This is a genomic window from Streptomyces sp. NPDC007991, assembly GCF_042958445.1.
GTDB lineage: Bacteria > Actinomycetota > Actinomycetes > Streptomycetales > Streptomycetaceae > Streptomyces.
The window spans coordinates 270,439-287,703 of record NZ_JBIBJD010000005.1; the positions used below are offsets into that span (position 1 = coordinate 270,439).

The window sequence follows — 17,265 nt, forward strand, 5'->3', positions numbered from 1 at the left end:
CCTGCCACGCCGGGTCGCCCCGCGCAAGTGCGACGCATCTGCTTGTACTACACAATCATGTAGGGCCGCGGCGCGCCGCGCAGAGTCCCGTGGACCACGCTGGATCGCAGTACGTCCGTACCGCGAAAGGCAGTTGTCGCGTCATGCGCCCCACCGCACACACCCCCCGGCCCGCAGACGGCCTCCCCGGCGTCCCCGTCGCCGACATCTCCGGCACCGGACCCGGCGACGCGCCCGTCCAGCAGGCCATGGATCTGATGCGCGAGCACGGGCCGGTGTTCGTGCGGCGGCTGTACGGACGCGACACCCTGTTCGTCGGCGACCTGGACCTCGTGGCCGAACTCGCCGACGAACAGCGGTTCGCCAAGCACATCGGGCCCGGCCTGGAGAACGTCCGCGAGTTCGCCGCCGACGGCCTGTTCACCGCGTACAACGACGAGCCCAACTGGGCCAAGGCCCATGACATCCTCATGCCCGCCTTCGCGCTGGGCTCCATGCGGACCTACCACCCCGTGATGCTGAAGGTGGCCCGCAGGCTCATCGACTCCTGGGACCGCGACGCCCGCGCCGGACTCCCCGTCGACGTGCCCGGCGACATGACCCGCATGACGCTCGACACCATCGGACTGGCCGGGTTCGGCTACGACTTCGGCTCCTTCGAGCGCTCCGAGCCGCACCCCTTCGTCGAGTCGATGGTCCGCTGCCTGGAGTGGAGCATGACCCGCCTCGCCCGCGTCCCGGGCCGGGACTACTCGGCGCAGGACGCGGCCTTCCGGGAAGACTCCGCCTATCTCGCCCGGGTCGTCGACGACGTCATCGCCGCACGCACCGGCACCGACCAGAGCCAGGCCGACGACCTGCTCGGCCTCATGCTCACCGCCGAGCACCCCGCCGACGGCAGCACCCTCGACGCCGCCAACATCCGCAACCAGGTCATCACCTTCCTGATCGCCGGCCACGAGACGACCTCCGGCGCCATGTCCTTCGCCCTGTACTACCTCGCCAAGCACCCGACCGCGCTCCGGCTCGTGCAGCGCGAGGCCGACGCGCTGTGGGGCGACCAGGCCGACCCCGAACCGGCCTACGACGAGATCGGCCGGCTCACCTACACCCGCCAGGTCCTCAACGAGGCGCTCCGGCTGTGGCCCACCGCCGCCGTCTTCGCCCGGGAAGCCCGCGAGGACACGCTGCTCGGCGGCCGCATCCCGCTGCGCGCCGGGCAGTCCGCCCTGGTGCTCACGCCGATGCTGCACCGCCAGGCCGTGTGGGGCGACAATCCGGAGCTGTTCGACCCCTCCCGCTTCACGGCCGAGGCGGAGGCGCAGCGCCCGGTGCACGCCTTCAAGCCGTTCGGCACCGGGGAACGCGCCTGCATCGGACGGCAGTTCGCCCTGCACGAGGCGACCATGCTGCTGGCCATGCTCGTCCACCGCTACCGGCTGAGCGACCACGCCGACGACCGGCTCCACGTCAAGGAGACCCTCACCCTCAAGCCCGAGGGCTTCACCCTCACGCTCACCCCGCGCACGTCCGCCGACCGCGTCCACGCGCCGCTGCCCGGCGCCGCCCCGGCCCGGGACTCCCGGTCGGCCGAACGGCAGGGCCTGCCCGCCCGCGTCCGCCCCGGCACCGCCGCCCTCTTCCTGCACGGCAGCAACTACGGCACCTGCCGCGACTTCGCCGCCCAACTCGCCGACGAGGCCGCCGCGATCGGCTGCGAGGCCCAGGTGGCGCCCCTGGACGCCTACGCCGGCGGCCTGCCCACCGACCGGCCCGTCGTCATCACGGCCGCCTCCTACAACGGCCGCCCCACCGACGACGCCACCGCCTTCGCCGCCTGGCTGGAGGAGACCAGGGAGGCCCACGACCTGTCCGGCGTGACCTACACCGTCCTGGGCGTCGGCGACCGCAACTGGGCCGCCACCTACCAGCACGTCCCCACCTCCATCGACGAGCGGCTCGCCGAGTCCGGCGCCACCCGGCTGCTGGAGCGCGCCGCCGCCGACGCCTCCGGCGATCTCACCGGCACCGTCCGGGAGTTCACGACGGCCCTGCGCACCGCCCTGCTGGAGCGGTACGGCGACCCGGACGCCACGACCCCCGACCCCGAGCCCACCGCGGCCTACGCGGTCCGCACCCTGACCGGCGGCCCGCTGGACGCCCTCGCCGAGCGGCACGGGCTCGTCCCCATGCGCATCACCGAGGCCTACGACCTCACCGCGCCCGGCCACGCGCGCCGCAAGCGCTTCCTCCGCGTCGCGCTCCCGGACGGCGTCACCTACCGCACGGCCGACCACCTCGCCGTGCTGCCGGTCAACCACCCGGACCTCGTCATCCGGGCCGCCGCCGCGCTCGGTGCCGACCTCGACACCGTCCTGGACATCCGCGCCACCCGGCCGCGCCGCGACGGCATCGCCGTAGACCGGCCCGTGACGGTACGACAACTCCTCGCCCACCACGTCGAGTTGCAGGAGCGCCCCAGCGCCGGACCACGGGCCGCGCTCGCCGCCGCCAACCCGTGCCCGCCGGAGCGCACGGCCCTGGCCGCCCTCACCGACGACCCGCGCACCCTCGTGGAGGTCATCGAGGACCACCCGGCCCTGCGCGGCGCCCTGGACTGGCCGCAACTCCTCGACCTCCTCACCCCGCTGCGCCCGCGCCACTACTCCATCTCCTCGTCGCCCGCCGCCGACCCCGGCCACGTGGACCTGATGGTGTCGTTGCTGGAGGCGCCGGCCCGGTCCGGCAAGGGCGTCTACCGGGGAACCGGATCCGGCTACCTGGCCACCGTCGAGGCCGGCGACACGCTGTACGCGCGCGTGCAGCCGTGTCGCGAGGCCTTCCGCATCGACGCCACCGGCGGATCCGCACCGGTCGTCATGGTCGCGGCGGGCACCGGCCTCGCCCCGTTCCGCGGCGCCATCGCCGACCGTACGGCGGCCCTGGCGCAAGGCGCCGAACTCGCCCCGGCCCTCTGCTACTTCGGCTGCGACGCGCCCGACGCCGACTTCCTGCACGCCGGCGAACTGCGCGCCGCCGAGACCGCCGGAGCCGTCTCGCTGCGCCCCGCCTTCAGCGAGGCGCCCGAGGGCGAGGTGCGGTTCGTGCAGCACCGCATCGCCGCCGAGGCCGAGGAGGTCTGGGCCCTGCTGACCGCCGGGGCCCGGGTGTACGTCTGCGGGGACGGTTCGCGGATGGCACCCGGAGTGCGGGAGGCGTTCCGTACCCTGTACCGCAAGCACACGCCGGGCGCCGACGAGAGGGCCGCCGGGCAATGGCTCGACGGGCTGGTCGCGGACGGGCGTTACGTCGAGGACGTGTACGCGGCCGGCTGACCGAAGCCGAAGGGGAGAGGTGGGCGCGCGGTGGTGGACTCCTGGGAACGGGCCCGGCACATCCTGGAGGCGGCGGGCCTGGACCCCGGCCGCCTCGCCCACCTCGCCCCGCTGACCGGCGGCACGTACAACACCGTCGAGGAACTCCGCCTCACCGACGGCACCCGCTACGTGCTGAAGATCCCGCCCGCGGCGGCCACCCCCGGCCTCCGCCACGAGCGCCGGCTCCTCGTCTCGGAGGCCGAGTTCTACCGCTCGGCCGCCCGCGCCGGAGTCACCGCACCCCACCTCGTCTCCATGGGCGAGGACTTCCTGCTGATGACGGCCTGCCCCGGCGACTCCTGGGACGGCTCGCTCACCGACGCGGAACACACCGCACTGCGCACGGAGCTGGGCCGCCAGACGGCCCTGCTGCACCGCGTGACGGGCCCCGGCTACGGCTACCCCTCCGGCGCCCTCGGCCCGCTCGCCCCCGACTGGCGGACGGCGTTCACGACGATGTTCGACGCCGTCCTCGACGACGCCCGGCGCTACGGGGCATGGCTGCCCCGCCCCGTCGGCGCGGTGGCCCGTACCGCCCGGTCCGCCTACCACGCCCTCGACGAGGTCACCGTCCCGTGCCTGGTCCACTTCGACCTGTGGCAGGGCAACATCCTGGTCGACCGCTCGGGCGGCGACGCCCGCGTCGGCGGCCTCATCGACGGGGAGCGCATGTTCTGGGGCGACCCCCTGGCCGACTTCGTCTCCCTGGCGCTGCTGGGCGACATCGAGCGGGACGAGGCGTTCCTGGCGGGCTACCGGGAGGCCGGCGGCCGGGCCCGCTTCGACGCCGCCGCCCGCCTCCGGCTGGCCCTGTACCGCGCGTACCTGTACCTGATCATGCTCACCGAGACGATTCCGCGCGAGGCAGGCGAGGAACAGAAGCGCTGGGTGCGGGAAAGGGTCGCTCCGGAACTGGTCGCGGCGCTGGAGGAGATCGAGGCAGCCTAGGTTTCCCAGGTCACCGCGGAGGTACTCGCGTGACGCCCGGACCAGTGAAGGGAGCACGCCGTGACCGACCACCGCCTCGAAGGACCCGGCGAGAACGGTGATCCCGTGCCGCGGGACCTGCCGGACCAGCAGGCCGACGCCGGCGAGGACCCGTGGGAGGCCGCCCCGCGCTTCACGGGCACCGGCAAGGACCGCGAGGACGACGAGGACGTGGCCGACGAGCCGGTCGACGATGTCCCCGACACCGACGAAGCGGGGACGGGACGGCAGGGCGAACCGCGCTCGGGAACCGTCCACCCCGAGCATCCGGCGCCGGACGAGTCCTCCGCCTGATCCTGTGCCGGAGCGCCGTCCAGTGCTCCGGCGGTGTGAGCTCGGTCAGCCCACCTTGCGTCCGCGCATCGGTTCCGTGCGGGCGCCGGCGCCCTGCTGAAGGCCCTGGAAGAACTCCTCCAGTACCTCCGTCGCCGTATGCTCCGGACGCCAGCCGAGTTCCGCACGCGCACGCGTGCAGTCCATCAGGGGCAGCCGCAGCACCGCGTCGAACAGGTGCGGGGAGGCGGGCAGCAGGTGCAGGCCCCAGGCCGCGGCGATCGCCGAACGGGCCGCGGTGCGCGGCAGCCGCACCGGGCGCGCACCGAGCATCTCGCCCAGCACCTGGGCGTCGACCGACTGCTCGGCCGCCAGGTTGAAGGCGCCCCGGGCGTCGGAGTGCACGGCCAGCCGGTACGCGCCCGCCGCGTCGTCCGTGTGCAGGGCCTGCATCCGCAGCCCCGGGATGTCGGGCAGGAAGGGCAGCAGTTCCGGGCGGGCCAGCGGCCCGGGCAGGAAACGCCCGCCGAAGATCCGGCGCTGCTCGCTCGCGGACTGCCGCTTGAAGAGGAAGGCGGGCCGCATCCGCACCACCCGTGTCTCGGGGTGGTCGCGCTCGAACGTGTCCAGCGCACGCTCCAGATAGGCCTTCTCCCGGCAGTACGCGGCGTCAGGCCAGCCGTGCGTCGGCCACGACTCGTCCACCGCCCGGTCCTTCGGGCCCGGCGAGTACGCGCCGACCGACGAGGCGTGCACCAGCGCCGGCACGCCCGCTTCGGCGACCGCCTCGAACACCCGCATGCTGCCGAGCACATTGGTGCGCCAGGTCGCCGCCGGGTCGTGTGTCGGCTGGAACGCCCAGGCCAGATGGACCACCGCGGCGGCGCCCTGGAACTGCTCGGCCGGATCGGACTGCTCGGAGGCCAGGTCGACCGCCGACCAGTCCGTCTTCGGCGGCGACCAGTCGGGGATCCGCCGGGCCATGCCCAGCACCGAGGTGACCTCCGGATCCTCCGAGAGGAGGCGCACCACGCTGGTGCCCACATTGCCGGTGGCGCCCGTGACGACGACCCTCATGCCTGTTCCGCTGCTCACCGTCCGCTCCTCTCGCCGCGCCCGTCCTCGGGGAGGACCGAGTACCCGGGTCGGGGCGGCCGCACCGCGGCGGCCGATCGCGCGCGGGCAGAGGAAAGCCCCGGCCGGACGGGGGAATCACGGCCGGGGCGGCTCAGGAGGTGGGCGTACGGCCCGGGGACACCGTCCCCTCCGCACCCACATGTTGTTCAACGGGGAACTACTTCTGGGGGTTCCGGGCTTGGACCTGTTCCCCGGTGATGTATGTCACCGCTCCTCGTGCTCCGGGAGGATCTCGGCCCACAGGTTCTCGGCCTGGAGCAGCAGCGTGCCGAGCACCGCCGTGTGCGCGGCGCCCAGCCCGGCGTGCTCGCGCAGCCTTTCCTGCAAGTACCGGTGCAGCTCCCGCATCCTCTCCTCCCTGTCGTCGTCCCGGCCGGGATCCATGCTGCCGTTGAGCAGACGGTCGGCCTCCGCGTCGCAGACCTCCCCGATCATGTCCAGCAGGTCCGCGTACGAGCGCAGGGCCGCGCCCTCGGGCGGGGCGGACGTGCGGTTGCCGTCCACGGCCACCGCGAGCGCCCGGGTCAGGGCGGTGACGTGCCCGGTGACGCGGCTGAGGCGTTCGTCCTCGTCCGGCGGCGGCAGGGGCACGTGCGGAACGCGGTGCAGGGCGCGCAGCGGGCCGTAGGTCAGGCGCAGGCTCTCCTGGCTCCAGCGGCGCGCCGAGCGCAACGCGTCCAGGTGGTGCTCCAGCCGTGCCGAGGCGTTGAGCCAGCCGGCGGCGGTCTGCGCGTCCCAGTCGCCTTCGTGCAGGTCCCCGGCGACGGAGCGCAGCACCTCGCCCGATTCCCGGGCGAGGGTCGCCAGGTTCTCCCGGACGTCCCGCAGATGGATCGGGGGCAGGACGAGCGCGTTGACGGCGACGCCGATGACCGCGCCGAGCGCCGCCTGCCCCACCCGGTGCCCGACGCCGGCCAGGCCGGCCATGCCCGAGGTGAGGGTGAACAGGGCCGTGGTCGCCGCGTAGATGCCCTGGTCGCCGAAGCGGGGCCAGTTCGAGAGCAGCATCAGCACGGGGACGGACAGGGCGAGCGCGCCCGTCGTGTCACCGGTGAGGGCCAGCGTCGCCGAGGCCAGCACGGTGCCGACGCATATCGCGCCGAACTGCCGTGCGCCCTGTACGAGAGAGCTGTAGACGGTGGCCTGCACCAGCACCAGCGCGACCCACGGTGCCATCAGGGCCAGCGGGTCGCCCATCCAGACGCCGCCCACCAGCCAGGCGATCACCGCCGCCGCGGCGGCCTTCAACGACTGGACGACCAGGTCCCGCTCCCGCCCGGGCCCCCGCCGGGCGGCGCGCACGGCCTCCATGACCCGCCGCGCCTCCCGCCGCACGGCGTCCAGCGGCCGCACGGAGCGGACCCCCTGCCCGAGATCCTCCATACGCTCCCGCAGGGCATCGGCAGCCACCCGACTGTCCCCCACGACCTTGCGGGCCCGGTCTTCCCGGTCCTGCCGGTTCTTCCGGCCCTTCCGGTCTTCCCGGCCCGAAGGGCTGCTGGTCGCCTTGCCGGGCGCTGCTTCCTGGGCCGCCTGGGTGTCTGTCGCCTTGCCGGGCGGTGTTTCCTGGGCCGAGGGGCTGTTGGTCGCCTTGCCGGCCGGTGTCTCCCGGGCCACCTGCGTGTCCGTCGCCTTGCCGGCCGGTGTCTCCCCGGCCCCCTGGGTGTCCGTTGCCCTGCCGGGCGGTGTCTCCCTGCCCGAGGGGCTGATGGTCGCCCTGCCGGGCCGTGCTTCCCGGCCCGCCTGCATGTCCGTCTCCCTGCCGGGCGGCGTCTCCCGGGTCGCCTGCGTGCCCGTCGCCTCGTGGGGCGGTGTCCGCCGGTCCGTCCGGTCGTATGTCCCAGGGTGGAGGGCCGCCTCCCGGGCCGGTGAGTTATCCCTCGTCGTGTCGGGCCGCTTGTGCCGGGATGCCCGGCTGCCGCTCGCCTCGCCGGGTCCCGTCTCCCGGCCCGACGGGCCGTCCTCCGCCTCGTCGGGTCCCCTGTGGTGGGGCCTGGACCCCGAGGCCGCCCGGCCCCCTCTCGTCCCGTCGGGGTCTGTCTCCCGGGTCGACCCCCCGGAGGGGCCGGTGTCGTTCGTTGTCGCGGCTTCGTCCTTTCGGCGGCCGAAGGCGTGAGCCGCCCGTCGAACCACACTCCTCACACGCGTCATGCGCGGCGGGTATCCGCGTGACCGGGGGTTTCACGCCGCCTCATGCCAGCGGACTCTCCCGCAGGGACGACAGGAGGTGCGCGGGGTCCGCGTAGACCGCGTCCGCGCCGGCCTTCTCCAGGTCGGTGCGCGGGATGCCGCCGCACAGGACGCCCACACAGCGCACTCCGGCGCGGCTGCCCGCCCGCATGTCCCACACGGTGTCGCCGACGAAGACCGCCCGCTCCGCCGGCACCCCGGCCAGCTCCAGGGCGTGCTCGACGGGCTCCGGCGCGGGCTTGCCCGCGTTCACGTCGTCGGCGCTGGCCGTGGCCGTGATGGCGTCGTCCGCGTCGATCGCCCGGCGCAGCGCGCTCAGCTCGGCGCCACCGGCGGAGGTGGCCAGCACCACGGCCCAGCCGTCCCGGTGCAGCCGCCGCAGCAGCGCCGCCGCCTCGGGCAGCGCGGGCAGCCGGTCGAAGTACTGCCCGTACAGCGCCTTGTGCGCGGCGCTGATCCCCGCGTCCTGCTCCGTGTCCCGGTCCTCGCCGAGCAGGTGTGCGACGAGGTCGGTGGAGGCCAGGCCCACGGCCCGGTGAACGGCGTGCATCGGCACGTCGTGGCCCGCCTGCCGGAAGGCCTCCCACCACGTCACGACGTGCAGGTGGTTGGTGTCGACCAGGGTGCCGTCGACGTCGAACACAGCCGCCCGTTCCGCCTTCGCCATGCGTACGATCCCTTCCTCTCAGCCCGCTCTCCGGCCCGACCGGGTACCACCTCAGCCGCCCGCCACGCCGGACGGCACCCGCCGCTCACGGGTCCAGGCCAGCAGCTCGTCCAGGGACCACGTCGTCACCACACGCTCCGGCGGCACCCCACACTCCTCCGCCCGCGCGCACCCGTTGATCTGCCAGTCCAGCTGCCCCGGCGCGTGCGCGTCGGTGTCGACGGAGAACAGCACCCCCGCGTCCACGGCCCGGCGCAGCAGCCGCCGTGGCGGGTCGAGCCGCTCCGGCCGGCTGTTGATCTCCAGGGCCGTGCCCGTCTGTGCGCAAGCCGCGAACACCGCGTCCGCGTCGAACTCCGACTCGGGCCGCCCCCGCCCGGTCAGCAGCCGCCCCGTGCAGTGCCCCAGCACGTCCGAGTGCGGATCACGGACCGCGGCCACCATCCGTCGGGTCATCGACCGGGCGTCCATGCGCAGCTTGGAGTGCACCGACACCACCACGACATCGAGCCGGTCCAGCAGCTCCGACTCCTGGTCGAGGGAGCCGTCCTCGAGGATGTCGCACTCGATGCCGGTCAGCAGCCGGAACGGCGCCCAGGTCTCGTTCAGCTCCGCCACCACGTCCAGCTGCTGCCGCAGCCGCTCGGCCGACAGCCCGCGGGCCACCGTCAGGCGCGGCGAGTGGTCGGTCAGCGCCGCCCACTCGTGCCCCAGGGCCGCCGCGGCCCGGCCCATCTCCTCGATCGGGCTGCCGCCGTCCGACCAGTCGGAGTGCAGATGGCAGTCGCCGCGCAGCAGCGCCCGCAGCCGCTCGCCGCCCCGTACGGCCGGCGGCTCCTTCGCCTCGCCCTCCAGCTTGCGCAGATACCCCGGCACGTCACCGGCCAGTGCCTCCCGCACCACCTGCGCGGTCTTCGGCCCGACCCCCTTGAGCGACTCCAGCGACCCGGCGTCGGCCCGCCGGCGCACCTCGTCAGCGCCCAGCTCCTTCAGCACCCGGGACGCCGTACGGAAGGCGCGCACGCGGTACGTCGGTGCCAGGGACCGCTCCAGCAGGAAGGCGATCCTGTCCAGTGCCTCGACGGGGTCCATCGCCACCTCCACCTCAAGGGTTCCCCAGCGCTCGGAGGGCCGCACGACGGGCGCTTGGTTTGCCCGGTACCCACCCGGGTACTGCGATGCCTCGTCCCGAACGCGCCGACGAGGAGGCCCGCCATGTCCGCTCCCACCGCGTCCCCCGCCAAGGTCGCCGTGATCACCGGCGCCGACTCCGGCATCGGCCGGGCCACCGCCGTACGGCTGGCCGAGGCGGGCATGGACGTCGGCATCACCTGGCACAGCGACCACAAGGGAGCGGAGGAGACGGCCGAGGAGGTCCGGGCACACGGGCGGCGGGCCGAGGTCGCCCGGATGGACCTCACCCACCTGCCCGACGCCGCCGACGCCGTCGACGAGCTGTGCGAGCGCCTCGGCCGTCTCGACGTGCTGGTCGACAACGCCGGCACCGGCACCATGACGCCCTTCCTCGACCTGGAGCTGTCCGACGTGCGCGAGGTCCTCGACGTCGATCTCGTGGGGCCCTTCCTGTGCGGGCAGAAGGCGGCCCGGCACATGATCCGGCAGGGCGACGGCGGGCGGATCGTCAACGTCACGTCCGTCCACGAGCACCAGCCGCGTGTGGGCGCCGCCCCGTACTGCGCCGCCAAGGGCGGGCTCGGCCTGCTCACCCAGGTCATGGCGCTCGAACTCGCGGAGTACCGCATCACCGTCAACGCCGTCGCACCCGGCGAGATCGCCACGCCCATGACCGGGCAAAAGGACACCGACCCGCACACCGAGAACCGCCCCGGCGTGCCGCTGGGCCGGCCCGGCGACGCCCGCGAGGTCGCCGCCGTCATCGCCTTCCTCGCCGGCCCCGACGCCTCGTACGTCACCGGCGCCTCCTGGAGCGTGGACGGGGGCATGCTCCGTATGGGCCCGCAGGCCGGCTCGCACCTGACGAGCGACGACTGGCGCCGCCCCTGAGCGGTCCGGCCGGACCGGCCGGCTGCCCAACCCGCACCACCGCCGGTTGCGTTCTAGGCTCGATGCATGACCGAAAGCTGGAGTCCGTACGTATCACACCCGCGGATCATGGTGCTCGCGGTGCAGCCGGGCACACCGCCGTTCCGGATCGTGGAGATCGACGGCCAGGTGGTCGGTGAGGCCAAGGCCGTCACCGACGTACTGGCGGCCGCCGCCGCCTTCGGCATCACGGTCCACGACCTGGACGATCCGGACGTGGTCCGCTGGGTCGGCGGCGACAAGTTCACCTGGACCGTGCACTAGGACCTCTGAGTGGCCGGCTTCTTCCCCGCCCGGCCGTCGCGCGGCCCGCGCGCGTGGACCGCGCGGCTCAGCCGGCGGCCCAGGAGCAGGTAACCGATCAGCGCGCCCGATGTGTTCAGGATGACGTCGTCGATGTCGAAGGCACGGCCGGTGACCAGCGCGCCCTGGGCGAACTCCACCAGCAGCATCACCACGGCGGTCAGCAGCAGCACGCGCAGGAAGCCGCGGGTGCGCGGGGCGACGACGGGCACGAGGACGCCGAAGGGGAGGCCCAGCAGGATGTTGCCGCCGATCTGCCGGACGGCGTCCCGCAGTTCCGGCTGGTCGAGATAGGCCTTCAGCGAGCGCCCCGGATGCAGATTGGTGTGGGTCAGCGCCTCCGACGCGGGCGAGGGCTGCAGCGTGAGCCGGGCCAGCACCACGGCGAAGGCCACCATGAACGTGAAGGCGCACAGCACCGCCAGCAGCCGGACGAGCAGCGGTGGCCGGCGTCGCTCCCGGCCCGAGCCGGCCGTACGGGGACGTGAGGCTGCACCGGCCATTGTGTCCTCCAGACTGAACTTCCCAGGGTGATAAGGCGATTACCCACGGGCGCGCCGACGATGCCGCCGAGGGCCGTTCCCGGCCACGGTTTCCGCGCCGTCCGCCGGGGCACTCCGCCCTGGGAGCCGCCGCGCGCCGTCGCGTCCCGCGGCCGGGGCGGTGCTTGGATGGCCGCCACAACGACCAGCGTCCGCGGAGGTGGCGTGTGAACCGGCGTACGACGCTCCTCGCCGTGGCCGAGGTGCCGCTGTGGTGGGCCGCGCTCACCGCGCTGTGGCTGGTGTTCGTCACCACCGTCGACCCGCTGGAACTCGCGGTCGGCGCGGGCGCGGCCCTCCTCGGGGCGCTCGCGGCGCGGGCCGCGCGACGGGCGGTGGCCAGGCGGTGAACGGCTGGATCCTCGCCGCGACGCTGACCCTCGCCGCCGGGCTGGGGGCGGCCCTGTGGGGCGTCGCCACCGGACCGCTGCGGCGCCGGGTCGTCGCCCAGAACCTGGCCACCGCGGTGGCCTGCCCGGGCCTGCTGCTCCTCGCCCAGGGCTACGACCGCCCGTCCTACGTCGATCTCGCCCTGGTTCTCGCCCTGCTCGGCCCGGTCGGCACGCTCGTCTTCGCCCGGCTGCTCGCCCCTGAACTGGCCGAGGACCCGCCCCGCGCCCGGGGCCTGACCTGGGCGGCGGCCGGCCTCGGGGCCGTGGTCGTGCTGACGCTGTGCGCGGCAACCGGTCCTGGCCGGGCGATGGCGAAACTCCTGGTGACCGGCGCCCTGCTGATCGGCGGCAACCTCGTCGCCTCGCGGGCGCTGGCCGGAGGGGACGAAGGGGCCGGTCGTGCATAGCGCCGGGGAGGGGAGGGGGCAGCCGTGGACGACGCCGTGATCGCCGTCGCGCTGGTGCTGGTGGCCGCCTGCGCGACCGTGGCCGTGGCCACCCGGGACCCCGTCCGCCAGGCCCTCGTGCTGTCCGTCCTCGGCGTCGTGCTCGCCGTGCTGTTCACCGTGCTCCAGGCCCCCGACGTCGGACTGTCGCAGCTCGCGGTGGGCGCTGCGCTGACACCGCTGTTGCTGCTGCTGACGGTCCGCAAGGTGAGACGGCGCGGACGACGCGAGGGGAGCGGGAAGTGAGCCCCCGCACGCGGCTGTGGCTGGTCGCCGTGGGCGGCGCGGGCGTCGCCGCGCTGCTCGTCGCGGCCTGTTTCGGCCTCCCGGCCTTCGGCGGCGACCACCACCCCTACGGCGACCGCGCCGTCGGGGCGTCCCTGGCCCACCGCACCGCCAACACCATCGCCTCCGTCAACTTCGACCAGCGGGCCTTCGACACCCTCGGCGAGCTGAGCATCCTGTTCGCGGCCGTGCTCGGCTGCGTCGTCCTGCTGCGCCAGACCCGCGACGAACACCGCGCCCGGCCCGAACCCGCCGAGGTCGCCCCGCCCGTACGCCGCTACGCCCTGATCGTGCTGCCCGTCGCGCTCCTCACCGGCCTGTACGTCATCGCCCACGGGCAGCTCAGCCCCGGCGGCGGCTTCCAGGGCGGGGTGGCCGCCGCGACCGCCCTGCACCTGCTCTACCTGGGCGCCGACTACGGCGCCCTGGAACGCGTCCGGCCGGTCGGACTGTACGAGGTGGGCGACGGGGTCGCCGTCAGCGCCTACCTCGTCACGGGCATCGCGGCGCTGCTCGGCGGCGCCGCCTTCCTCGCCAACACGCTGCTGCCGCACGGCACGTTCAACACGCTGTCCTCCGGCGGCACCGTCCCGCTGCTCAACGCGGCCGTCGGCATGGAGGTCGCCTGCGCCGTCGTCGTGCTGCTCGCCCGCTTCCTGGACCAGGCCGTCGAGATCGAGGAGGAGAGCGGAACGTGAGGCCGCTGTGATGGACGTGTTCGCCTACCTGGTCGCCGCGTGGGTCTTCCTGGCCGGCTGCTACGGCCTGGCCACCAGCCGCGATCTCATCCACGCCGTCGGCTGTCTGTCGGTGTGCCAGTGCGCCACCTATGTGCTGCTGCTGGCCGTCGGCTACCGGGACGGGGCCACCGCGCCCGTCTTCTCCGACCTGAAGCCCGGCGCGCGGCCGGTCGTCGACCCGGTCGTGCAGGCCCTGGCCCTCACCGACGTCGTCGTCGGCGCCACCGTCACCGCGCTGCTGCTCGCCCTCGTCGTGCAGGTCTCCAAGCGGCACGGCACCGTCGACCCCGACGAACTGTCCGAGCTGCGTGGCTGATGCACCATCTGCTGCCGCTCCTCGTCGCCGTCCCGCTGCTCGGGGCCGCGCTGCTGGCCGCCGCCGGCCGCCGCGTGCCCCGGGCCGCCGCCGAGTCCGCCGGCTGCGCGGTCTCCGCCGGAACCTGCGCCCTCGCGATCGTGCTCCTGCTCGACTCCTCGCCCCCACAGGTGGAGTGGGTGGGCGGCTGGCTGCCCGTGCGCGGCGAGAGTGTCGGGATCGTCCTGGTGGGCGACGGGCCGGGGCTCGGCATGGCCGCACTCGCCTCGACGCTGACCCTGGCCGCCCTGGTGTACTCCTGGCACTACTTCGACGAACCGCCGCGCGGGCACTCCGGATCGTTCCCGGCACTGCTGCTGCTCTTCCAGGCGGGCATGTGCGGCTTCGCCATCGCGGGCGACCTGTTCAACGCGTTCGTGTGGTTCGAGCTGATGAGCGTCGTCGCCTACGCGCTGACCGGCCACCGGGTCGAGGAGGCCCGGGCCGTGCAGGGCGCGCTGACCTTCGGCATCGTCAACTCGCTGGGCGCGTACGCGATGCTGATGGGCATCGGGCTGTTGTACGCCCGCACCGGCGAGCTGGGCATGACGCGGATCGGGCAGGTGCTGGACGCGCAGGGTCCGCCCGACGCGCCGGTCCTCGCGGGATTCGTCCTGGTCCTGACCGGGCTGCTGGTCAAGGGCGCGGCCGTCCCGTTCCACTTCTGGCTGCCGGACGCGCACGCGGTGGCGCCCACCCCCGTCTGCATGCTGCTGTCGGGCGTCATGGTGGAGCTCGGCGCCTTCGGTGTCTGGCGGGTCCACGACACCGTCTTCTCCGGGCCGGGCGGGCTGCCCGCCGCCGACGTGCAGCGGGCCCTGGTGGCGCTCGGCGTGCTGACGGCGGCCGTCGGCGCGGTCATGTGCTGGTACCAGCGGCACATCAAACGGCTGCTGGCCTACTCGACCGTCGTCCACATGGGGCTGTTCCTCACCGGCATCGGCACCCTCACCCCGGAGGCGGACGACGGGGTCGCCCTGTACATCCTCGGGCACGCCGGTGTGAAGGCCGCGTTGTTCGCCTGCACGGGCATCCTCCTCGACCGGTACGGCTCGGTCGACGAGCGCGCGCTGTACGGCCGGGCCCGGCGGCTGCGCTCGGTCGCCGTCCTGTTCGTCGCGGGCGGTCTCGGCCTCGCCGGGCTGCCGCCCTTCGGCACGGCGCTCGGCAAGTCGGTCACCGAGGAGGCCGTGGGCGGCCCGCTCACCGTGCTGTACGTCCTGTCCGGTGCGGTGACCGCCGGGGCGGTCCTGAGGGTCGCCGCGCGCGTGTTCCTCGGCCTCGGTCCCCGGCCGGAGGAAGGGGACGCGTACGAGACCACCGGCTCCGGCGAGGAGCCCGAGACCCGGCAGCGGCTGAGCCGGGTCCCGGACACCATGACGGCAATCCCGGCGGTGCTGCTCGCCGGGTCCCTCGCCGTCGGTGCGGTCCCCGGCTTCGGCGGCGCGGTGGGGCACGCCGTGCAGGAGGCCGGAACCGGCGGCCTGGTGGCCGTTTCCGTGCACTGGACCGCGCTGGGCGTCCTGCTCGGCCTCGTCTCCACCGCGCTGGCGATCGCGCTGGCCGCGGTGGCCGTCACCCGGCCGCGGCTGCTCGCCGCGCCGGACCGGGCGCTGCCGCTGCGGCGCCTGCAGTCCGGGCACGTCGGTGACTACGTCGCGTGGCTGCTGGTGGGCACCACGCTGCTGGGCGCGCTCGCCCTGCCCGGAATCCTCGGGAGCTGATCAGTTCCCGTACGTGACGCGCACCTCCTTGAAGCCCAGGGAACGCAGCAGGCCTTCGAGCATGCCCGTGGTGTTGGTCTCGGCTCGGGCGGTCAGCTCGCTCTCCTTCGCCGCGTCGCCGATGTGCCGTACCGCGAGTTTCTGCACGGCCTGTTCGCCATTGGGGTTGTCCGAGAAGAGGTCGCCGAGGCGGTCGAAGAGACCGCGCTGCTTGGACACCGCGTAGGAACGGTCGGGGTCCAGGGCCGGCTTGCCCAGCCGCGCGTGCGGCAGCCGGAGCGTGGCGGACGTGCGGTCGCCGTTGACCTGCACGTCGTCGTCGCCGACCTTGCCCAGGTCGACGTAGGCGTCGACGGTGCCCGCACCGACGTACAGGGTGCGGGTGCCGCGGATCGCGTCGGGGAGGAACTTGGCGTCCTTCTCCAGGTCCACGACGACCTGGAAGTTGCCGGATGCGGCGTCGTAACGGCTGAGGTCCTGGACGGACTTCAGCAGCGCGGGGCCGGACCGGTCGTGAGTGTCGGTGCCGAACAGGTCCTTCAGACCCGGGAGCACGCTCAGCCGGATCCCGGCGAAGAACACGACGAGCACCAGCACGAGGGCGCCCACCACCTTCGCCCAGCCGGGCACGCGCCGGGGGAGACGCTTGACGGGAGTCGTCATGCGACGGCCCTCCTTCCTCCTGTCCGGATGCCCGCCACGGGCCGTGCCAGACCGGCGGGTTGAGGATGGAGGACGTCAGCGGAAGCACTGAAGGGCGCACTCGGGCGTCACACGGGGCCGGACGCCGCCTCCGGCTGCTCCAGGGCCGCGTCCAGTGTCGGCTGCGGGGGCAGCAGCCGGGACAGGCCGGTGATGCGCAGGACGCGCAGCGTCAGCGGGTGGGCGCAGACGAGGAGGAGCTGCCCGTCCCGGTCGAGCACCCGGCTCCTGGCCCGGTACAGCAGCCGCAGGCCCGAGCAGTCGAAGAACTCGATCCGGCTGAGGTCGATCACGACGCGGGCGGCGCGGCGGTTGGTCTCCCGGTCCAGGTGCGGGGCGATCTCCGTGGCCGCGGCGAGGTCGATCTCGCCACGGAACTCCAGCACCGTGTGCCCCCGTTCCCGGCGGACGCGCAGATGCCGGGTCAGCGGTGCAGGTCCTTGCCGCACGACGAGATCGCCTCCAGCCTGCTCCGTGCGTGGGGAGGGGCCGCGGTCCTCAAAACCGTTCCCCGCCCTGCAAGTTACCCTCCAACGGGTGAATTTGAGCATGTTCGATTGACATATGTCTTTGAATCGCAGCCGAGTTGGCTGAGGTTCGCGCGGGGGTGTGCGCGGGCGTGCGCCCTGGGTTACGACAGGGCGTGCCAGGCCTTGACCAGGGCCTGGCGGAACTGCTCGGTCTGGTGGGCCGTGAGGTCGCGCACCATCCGCTCCTCCAGCTCCCGGACGGGCCCGGCGTACTGTGAGAGGAGTTCCCGTCCGGCGTCGGTGAGCAGGATCTGCAGCTCGCGGCGGTTGCGGGGGTTGCGCTCCCGGCGCACCAGACCCCGGCCTTCAAGGGAGCGGACGAGGTCGGCGATGGACTGCGCCGTGACGAAGGAGTCGCGTGCCAGCTGGGCCGCCGACAGCCCGTCGTGCCGCTCCAGCACGGTCAGCGCGGTGTACTGCAGGGCGGTGATCCCTGAGGGTCTGACCAGGTCGTCCAGGTGGGAGCGCACGACGAGCTCCACCTGCTTGACCATGTAGAGCAGGGAAGGGGGCGCCTTGGTCACCTGTGCGTCGAGCATGGACGCAGGTTA

At 73.8% G+C, this 17,265-nt stretch carries 19 protein-coding genes; 11 read left to right on the forward strand and 8 right to left on the reverse strand.

Translation table 11 applies throughout. The features are described 5' to 3' along the window. The first annotated feature begins 143 nt into the window (after positions 1–143). Genes ACFZDA_RS15850 through ACFZDA_RS15860 form a run of 3 tightly spaced genes read left to right on the forward strand, consistent with a single transcriptional unit; the run spans position 144 to position 4,658 of the window. On the forward strand, positions 144–3,335 hold the full coding sequence (locus tag ACFZDA_RS15850; RefSeq protein WP_391080804.1) for a cytochrome P450: 3,192 nt from the start codon (positions 144–146) through the stop codon (positions 3,333–3,335). Between the two features lie 30 nt (positions 3,336–3,365). Then, positions 3,366–4,325, forward strand: coding sequence for a phosphotransferase (locus tag ACFZDA_RS15855; protein ID WP_391080806.1), 960 nt, complete (start codon positions 3,366–3,368; stop codon positions 4,323–4,325). A 60-nt stretch (positions 4,326–4,385) separates the two neighbouring features. Then, positions 4,386–4,658, forward strand: a complete 273-nt coding sequence (locus tag ACFZDA_RS15860; RefSeq protein ID WP_391080808.1) for a hypothetical protein — start codon at positions 4,386–4,388, stop codon at positions 4,656–4,658. Between the two features lie 45 nt (positions 4,659–4,703). Here the strand turns inward: ACFZDA_RS15860 and ACFZDA_RS15865 are convergent, their stop codons facing one another. The 4 genes from ACFZDA_RS15865 to ACFZDA_RS15880 form a co-directional block, all read right to left on the reverse strand. Further along, a complete protein-coding gene (locus tag ACFZDA_RS15865) occupies positions 4,704–5,732 on the reverse strand; it encodes an NAD-dependent epimerase/dehydratase family protein (protein WP_391080810.1) in 1,029 nt (342 codons plus the stop codon). 246 nt (positions 5,733–5,978) lie between these two features. Further along, positions 5,979–7,157 (reverse strand): aromatic acid exporter family protein, encoded by a 1,179-nt coding sequence (locus ACFZDA_RS15870; protein WP_391081711.1) that lies wholly within the window; start codon positions 7,155–7,157, stop codon positions 5,979–5,981. 808 nt (positions 7,158–7,965) lie between these two features. Further along, the gene (locus ACFZDA_RS15875) at positions 7,966–8,631 is read right to left on the reverse strand and encodes an HAD-IA family hydrolase (RefSeq protein ID WP_391080812.1); all 666 of its coding nucleotides are present in this window, start codon (positions 8,629–8,631) and stop codon (positions 7,966–7,968) included. A 51-nt stretch (positions 8,632–8,682) separates the two neighbouring features. Further along, entirely contained in the window at positions 8,683–9,723 is a 1,041-nt protein-coding gene (locus ACFZDA_RS15880) for a PHP domain-containing protein (RefSeq protein WP_391080815.1), read from the reverse strand. Positions 9,724–9,846: 123 nt separating this feature from the next. On the opposite strand from ACFZDA_RS15880, the gene ACFZDA_RS15885 reads away from it, so the two are divergent. After that, positions 9,847–10,656, forward strand: a complete 810-nt coding sequence (locus ACFZDA_RS15885; protein WP_391080818.1) for an SDR family oxidoreductase — start codon at positions 9,847–9,849, stop codon at positions 10,654–10,656. Positions 10,657–10,722: 66 nt separating this feature from the next. Beyond that, positions 10,723–10,959, forward strand: coding sequence for a hypothetical protein (locus ACFZDA_RS15890; protein WP_391080820.1), 237 nt, complete (start codon positions 10,723–10,725; stop codon positions 10,957–10,959). On the opposite strand, the gene ACFZDA_RS15895 is transcribed toward ACFZDA_RS15890, so the two are convergent. Further along, positions 10,956–11,501, reverse strand: coding sequence for a VanZ family protein (locus ACFZDA_RS15895; protein WP_391080823.1), 546 nt, complete (start codon positions 11,499–11,501; stop codon positions 10,956–10,958). The genes ACFZDA_RS15890 and ACFZDA_RS15895 overlap by 4 nt on opposite strands. 206 nt (positions 11,502–11,707) lie before the next feature. On the opposite strand from ACFZDA_RS15895, the gene ACFZDA_RS15900 reads away from it, so the two are divergent. Genes ACFZDA_RS15900 through ACFZDA_RS15925 form a run of 6 tightly spaced genes read left to right on the forward strand, consistent with a single transcriptional unit; the run spans position 11,708 to position 15,482 of the window. Beyond that, the gene (locus ACFZDA_RS15900; protein WP_391080825.1) at positions 11,708–11,890 is read left to right on the forward strand and encodes a hypothetical protein; all 183 of its coding nucleotides are present in this window, start codon (positions 11,708–11,710) and stop codon (positions 11,888–11,890) included. Further along, positions 11,887–12,339: a monovalent cation/H+ antiporter complex subunit F gene (locus tag ACFZDA_RS15905; protein ID WP_391080827.1), complete on the forward strand. Its 453-nt coding sequence runs from the start codon at positions 11,887–11,889 to the stop codon at positions 12,337–12,339. Before ACFZDA_RS15900 ends, ACFZDA_RS15905 begins: the two co-directional genes overlap by 4 nt. Before the next feature lie 24 nt (positions 12,340–12,363). After that, entirely contained in the window at positions 12,364–12,624 is a 261-nt protein-coding gene (locus ACFZDA_RS15910; protein WP_391080830.1) for a hydrogenase subunit MbhD domain-containing protein, read from the forward strand. Next, positions 12,621–13,361: an MnhB domain-containing protein gene (locus ACFZDA_RS15915; protein ID WP_391080833.1), complete on the forward strand. Its 741-nt coding sequence runs from the start codon at positions 12,621–12,623 to the stop codon at positions 13,359–13,361. Before ACFZDA_RS15910 ends, ACFZDA_RS15915 begins: the two co-directional genes overlap by 4 nt. Before the next feature lie 10 nt (positions 13,362–13,371). Next, on the forward strand, positions 13,372–13,719 hold the full coding sequence (locus ACFZDA_RS15920; protein ID WP_391080836.1) for an NADH-quinone oxidoreductase subunit K: 348 nt from the start codon (positions 13,372–13,374) through the stop codon (positions 13,717–13,719). Next, on the forward strand, positions 13,719–15,482 hold the full coding sequence (locus ACFZDA_RS15925; RefSeq protein ID WP_391080839.1) for a proton-conducting transporter membrane subunit: 1,764 nt from the start codon (positions 13,719–13,721) through the stop codon (positions 15,480–15,482). Before ACFZDA_RS15920 ends, ACFZDA_RS15925 begins: the two co-directional genes overlap by 1 nt. Here the strand turns inward: ACFZDA_RS15925 and ACFZDA_RS15930 are convergent, their stop codons facing one another. The 3 genes from ACFZDA_RS15930 to ACFZDA_RS15940 form a co-directional block, all read right to left on the reverse strand. Then, positions 15,483–16,145 (reverse strand): DUF4230 domain-containing protein, encoded by a 663-nt coding sequence (locus ACFZDA_RS15930; protein ID WP_391080841.1) that lies wholly within the window; start codon positions 16,143–16,145, stop codon positions 15,483–15,485. A gap of 107 nt (positions 16,146–16,252) precedes the next feature. After that, positions 16,253–16,633 carry an anti-sigma factor antagonist gene (locus ACFZDA_RS15935; RefSeq protein WP_391080844.1) on the reverse strand — a complete coding sequence of 127 codons (381 nt, stop codon included), beginning with the start codon at positions 16,631–16,633 and terminating at the stop codon, positions 16,253–16,255. Positions 16,634–16,815: 182 nt separating this feature from the next. Continuing rightward, positions 16,816–17,253: a MarR family transcriptional regulator gene (locus ACFZDA_RS15940; RefSeq protein ID WP_391080846.1), complete on the reverse strand. Its 438-nt coding sequence runs from the start codon at positions 17,251–17,253 to the stop codon at positions 16,816–16,818. Between the last annotated feature and the right edge of the window lie 12 nt (positions 17,254–17,265).